This window comes from Streptomyces sp. NPDC013187, assembly GCF_042899705.1.
Taxonomy (GTDB): domain Bacteria; phylum Actinomycetota; class Actinomycetes; order Streptomycetales; family Streptomycetaceae; genus Streptomyces; species Streptomyces hawaiiensis_A.
On the sequence record NZ_JBIBAF010000004.1, the window covers coordinates 591,051 to 597,948 of the forward strand.

Sequence of the window (6,898 nt, forward strand, 5' to 3'; positions counted from 1 at the left end):
CCGTCCCTGTGTCCGTGTTGCCGCGTCATGTGTCGCTGAGTGGGAGGAGTCGGCCGTGCGCCGATGTGTCCGGGGGATCCTGGTGGTCCTGGCCCTGTGCGGGTCGCTGGTCCCGGCGGTGTCCGCCCAGGCCGTCGAGCGAGGACGGGCCGCGCCGGTGCCGCTGGAGCGGCTGTTCGACAACGCGGCCGTCAGCGACGACAGCCGGCCCGCGGAGGCCGACTTCGACGGGTCCGGCGCCTCCCTGTCGGCGCGGGACCTCACCGCCGCGGGCTGGACGCCCGGCCGCGCCCTCACGGTGCAGGGCGCCCGGCTGACCTGGCCGAAGCGGCAGCCGGGCGAGCCGGACAACGTGCGCGCCGCCGGGCAGGACGTCCGGGTCACGGGACGGGGCGACGCCCTAGCCTTCCTGGTGGCGGGCACCGGCGGCACGGAGGCGGGCGGCCCGGGGACGATCACGTACGCGAACGGCTCCCGCTCCGGCTACCGGCTGACCGCGCCGGACTGGCGCACCGGGCCGCTCGCGAGCAAGGCGGTGGCCCTGCCGCACATCAACACGCCCGGCGGCCAACTCGCCGAGCGGGCCCGGCTGTACGTCGTGACGGTGCCGCTCGTGCCGGGGCGCGCGGTGACCTCGGTCCGGCTTCCGCGCGCGGCCGGGCTGCATGTCTTCGCGGTGTCGGTGCGGACCGCCACACAGGGCTGGACGGGCGGCTGGACCACGGCCACGGGCGGCTACGCCGCCGTGGGGCCATGGACGGACCGGACACTGCGACTGGTCGTGCACACATCGGCCGGCGGGCCCCGGGTACGGGTGCGGTTCGACAACACCTTCGCGTCGGCTCCGGTACGGATCGGGAGCGCCACGGTCGCGGTGCGGGAGTCGGGTGCGGCCTCCCGGGGCACCCCGGTGGCGCTGGCCTTCGGCGGTGCGGCGGGCGTCTCGATCCCGGCCGGGGGCCAGGCGTACAGCGATCCGCTGGGTTTCTCCGTCCCGGCGGACGCCGACCTGCTGGTGAGCTTCCATCTGCCCGGCACGGTGACCGCGGCGCCCGTGCACGGGCTCGCGCAGCAGCGCTCCTACGTCAGCGAGCCGGGCGATCACGCGGCGGACGGTTCCGCCGGGGCGTACACCTCGGTGATCTCCCGCTGGCCGCTGCTCGCCGGGGTCGACGTGGGCGGCGGGCCCGGGTCCGTGGTGCTGCTCGGCGACTCGATCACCGACGGCGACAAGTCCACGCCGGACACCAACCGGCGCTGGCCCAACGTCCTGGCCGCCCGGCTCCTGAAGCAGAGCGCCGTCCCGCGCTACGGCGTGCTGAACCTGGGCGTCTCGGGCAATCGCGTGGTCACCGACCGGTACCCCGGCGACGGGGTCTCCACGGACACGGCCGGTGTGAGCGCCCTGCACCGCTTCGACCGGGACGTCCTCGCCCAGCCGTCGGCGCGTACGGCCGTCGTCTTCGAGGGCGTGAACGACCTGCGGTGGGGGACCTCGGCGGAGCAGCTGGTGGCGGGGCTGCGCGAACTCGCGGCGCGGGGGCACGCCCGGGGGCTGAGGATGCTCGCGGCGACGATCCTGCCCTGCGAGGGCGAGGCACGGTGCACGGCCGCCGTCGACACCGAGCGCGTCGCGGTGAACGAGTGGATCCGCGACGGCGGGGTCTTCGACGGCGTGCTCGACTTCGACGCGGTGGTGCGTGATCCGCAGCGGCCTTCACGGATGCTCCCGGCGTACGACAGCGGGGACCACCTGCATCCGGGCGATACGGGGCTGGCGGCCCTGGCGGACTCGGTCGACCTGCGGCTGCTGCGGCCCTAGACGTCCAGGTCCACGACCACGGGCGCGTGGTCCGACGCGCCCTTGCCCTTGCGCTCCTCGCGGTCCACGTACGCGTCGCCGACCGCCTTGGCGAAGGGCGCGTTGCCGTACACCAGGTCGATGCGCATGCCGCGGTTCTTCGGGAAGGAGAGCTGGCGGTAGTCCCAGTACGTGAACGGCTGGTCGTACTTGAGGGGCCGCGGGACCACGTCGGACAGGCCGGCCTCGCGCAGGGAGGCCAGGGCGGCGCGCTCGGCGGCGGTGACGTGGGTGGAGCCTTCGAAGAAGGCGGGGTCGAAGACGTCGTCGTCCGTCGGCGCCACGTTGTAGTCGCCCATCACCGCGAAGGGGCGGCTGCCCGCGGCGTCACCGGCGACGGCGGCCTTGAGGGCCTCGAACCACTGGAGCTTGTAGGCGTAGTGGGGGTGGTCCACCTCACGGCCGTTCGGCACGTAGACCGACCAGACGCGGAGCGGGCCACAGGTCGCCGAGATGGCGCGGGGCTCCACCGAGCCGTCGAAGCCGGGGTCGCCGGGCAGGCCCTTGACGACGTCCTCGATGCCGACGCGGGAGAGCACCGCCACGCCGTTCCACCGGCCGGTCGCGTGGACCGCCGACTCGTAACCCAGCTCGCGCAGTTGCTCCGAGGGAAACTGCTCCTCGGCGACCTTGGCCTCCTGGAGGCACAGCACGTCCGTACCGCTGCTCTCCAGCCAGGCCAGGAGCCTCGGCAGGCGGGCGGTGATCGAGTTCACGTTCCAGGTCGCGATGCGCATGCCCCACAACCTACCCGGCGGGTCTGACAACGCGGCCCGGTCCCCTGGAGCCTCAGATCTCGGGCCTCAGACCTCGGCGGAGTCCCCCGGTGTCAGCCGCAGGTGCTCCGAGCCGCCGAGCTGCCCGATCTGGCGGTCGTAGATCGGGCGGGCCAGGTCGGTGAGCAGGGCGTCGTGGATGTCGTAGGCGCGCTGCGGCTTCACCTCGCGGACGTAGTCGATGACCTCCGAGATCTTGCTCCAGGGGGCCATGACGGGGAGCATCAGCGTCTCCACCGGCTGGTCGGGGACGGTGAGGGCGTCGCCGGGGTGGAAGACCTTGCCGCCGTCGACGAGGTAGCCGACGTTGGTGATGCGCGGGATGTCCGGGTGGATCACCGCGTGGAGCTCCCCGTGCACCTGGACGTCGAAACCGGCGGCGGTGAAGGTGTCGCCGTGGCCGACGGTGTGGACCCGGCCGGGGAAGGCGGACGAGATCTTCCCCGCGACCGCCTTCAGGGTCCATATCTCGGCGGCCGGGTTGCGCTCCATCGCGGCCCGCAGCCGGGACTCGTCGAAGTGGTCGGGGTGCTCGTGGGTGACGAGGATCGCGTCCGCGCCGAGCGCGGCGTCCTCCTCGCTGAAGGCGCCGGGGTCGAGGACGAGGGTCCGGCCGTCCTTCTCCAGCCGGACGCAGGCGTGCGACTTCTTCGTGAGCTTCATGGGTCCATCCTGCCTCCGGGCTCCCGCCGCGGGCTCACTCCTGGGGCGTGGTCTCCTCGCGGATCACCTGCTGTGCCACCTTGAAGGCGCTGTTCGCGGCCGGGACGCCGCAGTAGACGGCCGCCTGGAGCAGCACTTCCTTGATCTCCCCCGGGGTGAGGCCGTTGCGCAGGGCGGCTCTGGTGTGGAAGGCCAGCTCGTCCAGATGACCGCCCGCGACCAGGGCGGTCAGGGTGACGCAGCTGCGGGTGCGCCGGTCGAGGCCGGGGCGGTCCCAGATCTCGCCCCAGGCGTACCGGGTGACGAGCTCCTGGAAGTCGCCGGAGAACTCGTCGGCCTGGGCGAGAGCCCGGTCGACGTGCGCGTCGCCCAGCACCTCGCGGCGGACCTTGATCCCGGCGTCGTACGGGTCGGGCCGCCCCTGGACCTGTGGCGGTACGGCGGCCGGGGCGATCTCGGCGACGGGCCCCGTCTGCGGGGGCTGCGGCGGGGCGGGAGACAGGACCGGCTTGAGGGCGGCCTGGGGCAGGGCGGTCTGGCCGGTGGAGGTCTCGTAGGCGGGCTGCCAGGCGGTGGAGAAGTGCCGCACCAGCAGGTCGGTGACCGCCCCGGGCTGCTCCACCGGGACCAGGTGGGAGGCGCCCGGGACGACGGCGAGGCGGGCGTCCGGAATGCCGGCGACCAGGGTGCGGGCCTCGGCGGGGCCGGTGACCTGGTCGTCCGAGCCGACCAGGACCAGGGTCGGAACGCCGACCCGCCCGAGTTCGGGGCGGACGTCGAAGGAGGCGAGCGCTTCGCAGGAGGCGATGTAGCAGCCGGGATCGGTGGTGCGCACCATCTGCACGGCCCACTCGGTGATCGCGGGCTGCGCGGCGGCGAACCCGCCGGTGAACCAGCGCTCCGGGGCGGTGCGGGCGATCGGGTCGAGGCCGTTCGTGCGGACGATCACACCCCGCTGCCGGAACTCGTCGGCCGTGCCGAAGCGGGGGGAGGCGGCGATCAGTGCGAGCGAGGCGAGGCGCTCGGGGTGGCGCAGGGCCAGTTCGATGCCGACGGCCCCGCCGAGCGCGCAGCCCGCGTAGCCGAAGCGCTGCACGCCGAGCCCTTCTAGGGTGGCCAGCAGCCGCGTGGTGATGTCACCCACGGAGCCCGCCGGGTACGCGGGAGCTCCGCCGTGGCCGGGCAGATCGAACCGGAAGACGCGCCACTGCTTGGTCAGCTCGGGAATCTGGCGGTCCCACATGTGCCATGTGGTACCCAGTGAGGGACCCAGGATCAGGACGGGAGCCTCTTCTGGCCCGTCAAAGCGGTATTGCAGGGTGTTCGACGGTGTCTCACTCACGCCCCAGACCCTCTCACGTCTCACAAAATCTCACACAGCCGGGGGAAGCCGACGGCTCGATGCATTCGTGGCTCGACTCGTCGGGCACTGCCGACGTCCTCATCGTTCGAGTCTGAGCCTCTCAGCGTGTACGCGCGCCCTGACGCAGCGTGGCCTGCTGGCCGCGGTCCCGCCCGGTCCTCACGTCGACACGCAGCGGTTGGTACCGGACGAATTGTGGACGGTGTTTCGGCGGGTGGTCCCGCCGACGGAGGTCATACGCCCACAGGACGGCGGCAGACGGAGGGCCGGTGACCGCGAGTGCCTGGCGGCGATCATCTTCGTGGCCACCTCGGGCTGCACCTGGCGGCATCTGCCACCGGTGCTCGGGCCGGCCTGGCCCACCGTCTGCCGGCGCTTCGCCCAGTGGCGCGGGGAGCGGGTGGGGGCCCAGCTGCACCGGGTGATCCTCGACGAACTCGGCGCTCGGGGCGAGCTGGACTGGTCGCGGTGCGCGATCGACTCCGTCAGCGCACCGCATCCGCCACCGCATCGCCCGCAAGGTCATCGAGTCGTCCACGCGGCTCGGCCGACACCGCTGGGTCGTCGAGAGAACGGTCTCCTGGCTGGCCGGATGCCGAAGACCGCACCGCCGCTACGAGCGCAAGGCCGAGCACTTCCTCGCCTTCGTGGGGCATCGCCGCAGCCCTCATCAGCTACCACCGACTCACCACCTGAAACGACGTCTTAGGTGCCGACCCTGAGTTTTCCTCAGGGGCGCTTCTCAACTGGCGCGCCCCCTGGCTAACGTCGCAGTCGCACTGAATTGCGGGACGCGCCGGACAGTGCTGTTCGTGGACGGCGTTCATCGGGGGACGACTGCCGTCCCGCACCGATGAGCTAACGGCCAGGCAGGTCTCGGAGCTGTCATCCTGCCCTGTCCTCAGCCACACTGCGACCGCGACTTGAGCTGGCCAGGTTGACGGACTTCGTCCGTTTGGCAGCACAGCGGCACTGCGACCTATTAGGGTGACATCCGAATTCCATGGGGGGGACGTTGCGCGGGACAGGTCTGAAGCTGATAGTGGCAGCAAGCGGAACGGTTGCGCTGGGTTTATTCACCAACTGGGCGTCCGAGGAGTCTCCTGGCCGCTGGTGGTGGGCGGGAGCAGCAATGGCCGCAGCTCTATTGTTGGGTTTTCTTGCCGCTCCGGGACTCATCCGGAAGCTCTTTCGCCGTCGCCCAGTGGACCTGCACGTCGTATACCCGGTCGTTAGGGCCGCACAGCGTGGTGGCGCCTGGTGGGCGCTACCGCTGCCACTGGAGCCTCAGGCGCTTGAGAAACTCAATCGGAATATCGATTTCAGCGATTCTGCTTCCATCTCTCCGGATGCTCAGCTCACACGATGGGTGTACGCCAACCAAGGAGGGGACGTAGGTCGAAGTCACCGCCGTATCGTCATCCAAGGTGCAGGCCAGGCTGCCACGATCACAGGGATGCGAGCCAGGATTCTGGCACGATCAGCTGTCCTGAACGGCACCTTCATAGCCGCTGGCCTCGGCGGCGGATTGGACCCCATCCAAGTCGACATCGACCTGGATTGCGACCATCCGGATGCCGCGTACTTTTCCTCTCAAGTCATTACGATCGCCCCGGACGAGACTGTGGTAGTCGATCTTTACGCTGAAGCGAGCCGATCAACGGTGACCTGGGATCTGGAAATCGACTTCGTTGTTTCAGGCAATCTGCGTACCGTTACAGTGCCGTCGAGGAGTTCGTGCTTGCGTACCAGCGGAAAAGCAGGAGTCGACGTATGGTCGGCCAATCCTGAGGGCTACAGTGCAAATGACCATTACGGCACCACGCTGTACGCGACCCGTCGAGAGATCGAGCCGTGGATCGATGAGCCCCAGGGCGGTTTCGCCCCTTGAACTGCTGACACCCATCGATACGTGTCTCCTGTGCGGCCCAGCGGACATCGAGCGGTGCGATGGCCGCAGGGCGCTTACCCGCACAAGCACCGTCACAGACCCGTCCGCATGATCGACCGGACAGGCTCGTGACCTGAGTCGGAGATTCGTCGGCAGTAAGCGGCTACCTTGTCGAGGATCTCGTCCGCGCTCTTCGTCCAGACGAACGGCTTGGGGTGTTCGTTCCAGTCGGTGAGCCAGCTGCGGATGTCCCGTTCCAGGGCTTGGACGGAGCGGTGGACGCCTCGTTTGAGCTTCTTCTGCGTGAGCTCGGCGAACCACCGCTCCACGAGGTTCAGCCAGGA

Annotated in this window: 5 protein-coding genes and 2 pseudogenes; 3 read left to right on the top strand and 4 right to left on the bottom strand. The window is 70.5% G+C overall.

Annotation, left to right across the window (positions count from 1 at the left end):
- Positions 1–55 precede the first annotated feature (55 nt).
- Positions 56–1,822 (top strand): SGNH/GDSL hydrolase family protein, encoded by a 1,767-nt coding sequence (locus ACFY5B_RS11160; RefSeq protein ID WP_389967684.1) that lies wholly within the window; start codon positions 56–58, stop codon positions 1,820–1,822.
- On the opposite strand, the gene ACFY5B_RS11165 is transcribed toward ACFY5B_RS11160, so the two are convergent.
- The 3 genes from ACFY5B_RS11165 to pcaC form a co-directional block, all read right to left on the bottom strand.
- The gene (locus tag ACFY5B_RS11165; protein ID WP_389967686.1) at positions 1,819–2,598 is read right to left on the bottom strand and encodes an exodeoxyribonuclease III; all 780 of its coding nucleotides are present in this window, start codon (positions 2,596–2,598) and stop codon (positions 1,819–1,821) included. The genes ACFY5B_RS11160 and ACFY5B_RS11165 overlap by 4 nt on opposite strands.
- Positions 2,599–2,664: 66 nt before the next feature.
- Positions 2,665–3,300 carry an MBL fold metallo-hydrolase gene (locus ACFY5B_RS11170; RefSeq protein ID WP_389967688.1) on the bottom strand — a complete coding sequence of 212 codons (636 nt, stop codon included), beginning with the start codon at positions 3,298–3,300 and terminating at the stop codon, positions 2,665–2,667.
- Between the two features lie 34 nt (positions 3,301–3,334).
- The gene (pcaC, locus tag ACFY5B_RS11175) at positions 3,335–4,642 is read right to left on the bottom strand and encodes a 4-carboxymuconolactone decarboxylase (protein WP_389967690.1); all 1,308 of its coding nucleotides are present in this window, start codon (positions 4,640–4,642) and stop codon (positions 3,335–3,337) included.
- Positions 4,643–4,841: 199 nt separating this feature from the next.
- Here pcaC and ACFY5B_RS11180 point away from each other — a divergent pair.
- Positions 4,842–5,359 (top strand): annotated as a pseudogene (locus ACFY5B_RS11180) (transposase).
- A gap of 436 nt (positions 5,360–5,795) precedes the next feature.
- Entirely contained in the window at positions 5,796–6,554 is a 759-nt protein-coding gene (locus tag ACFY5B_RS11185) for a hypothetical protein (RefSeq protein WP_389967691.1), read from the top strand.
- Between the two features lie 92 nt (positions 6,555–6,646).
- On the opposite strand, the pseudogene ACFY5B_RS11190 reads toward ACFY5B_RS11185, so the two are convergent.
- Positions 6,647–6,898 (bottom strand): annotated as a pseudogene (locus ACFY5B_RS11190) (hypothetical protein); the annotation flags it as partial.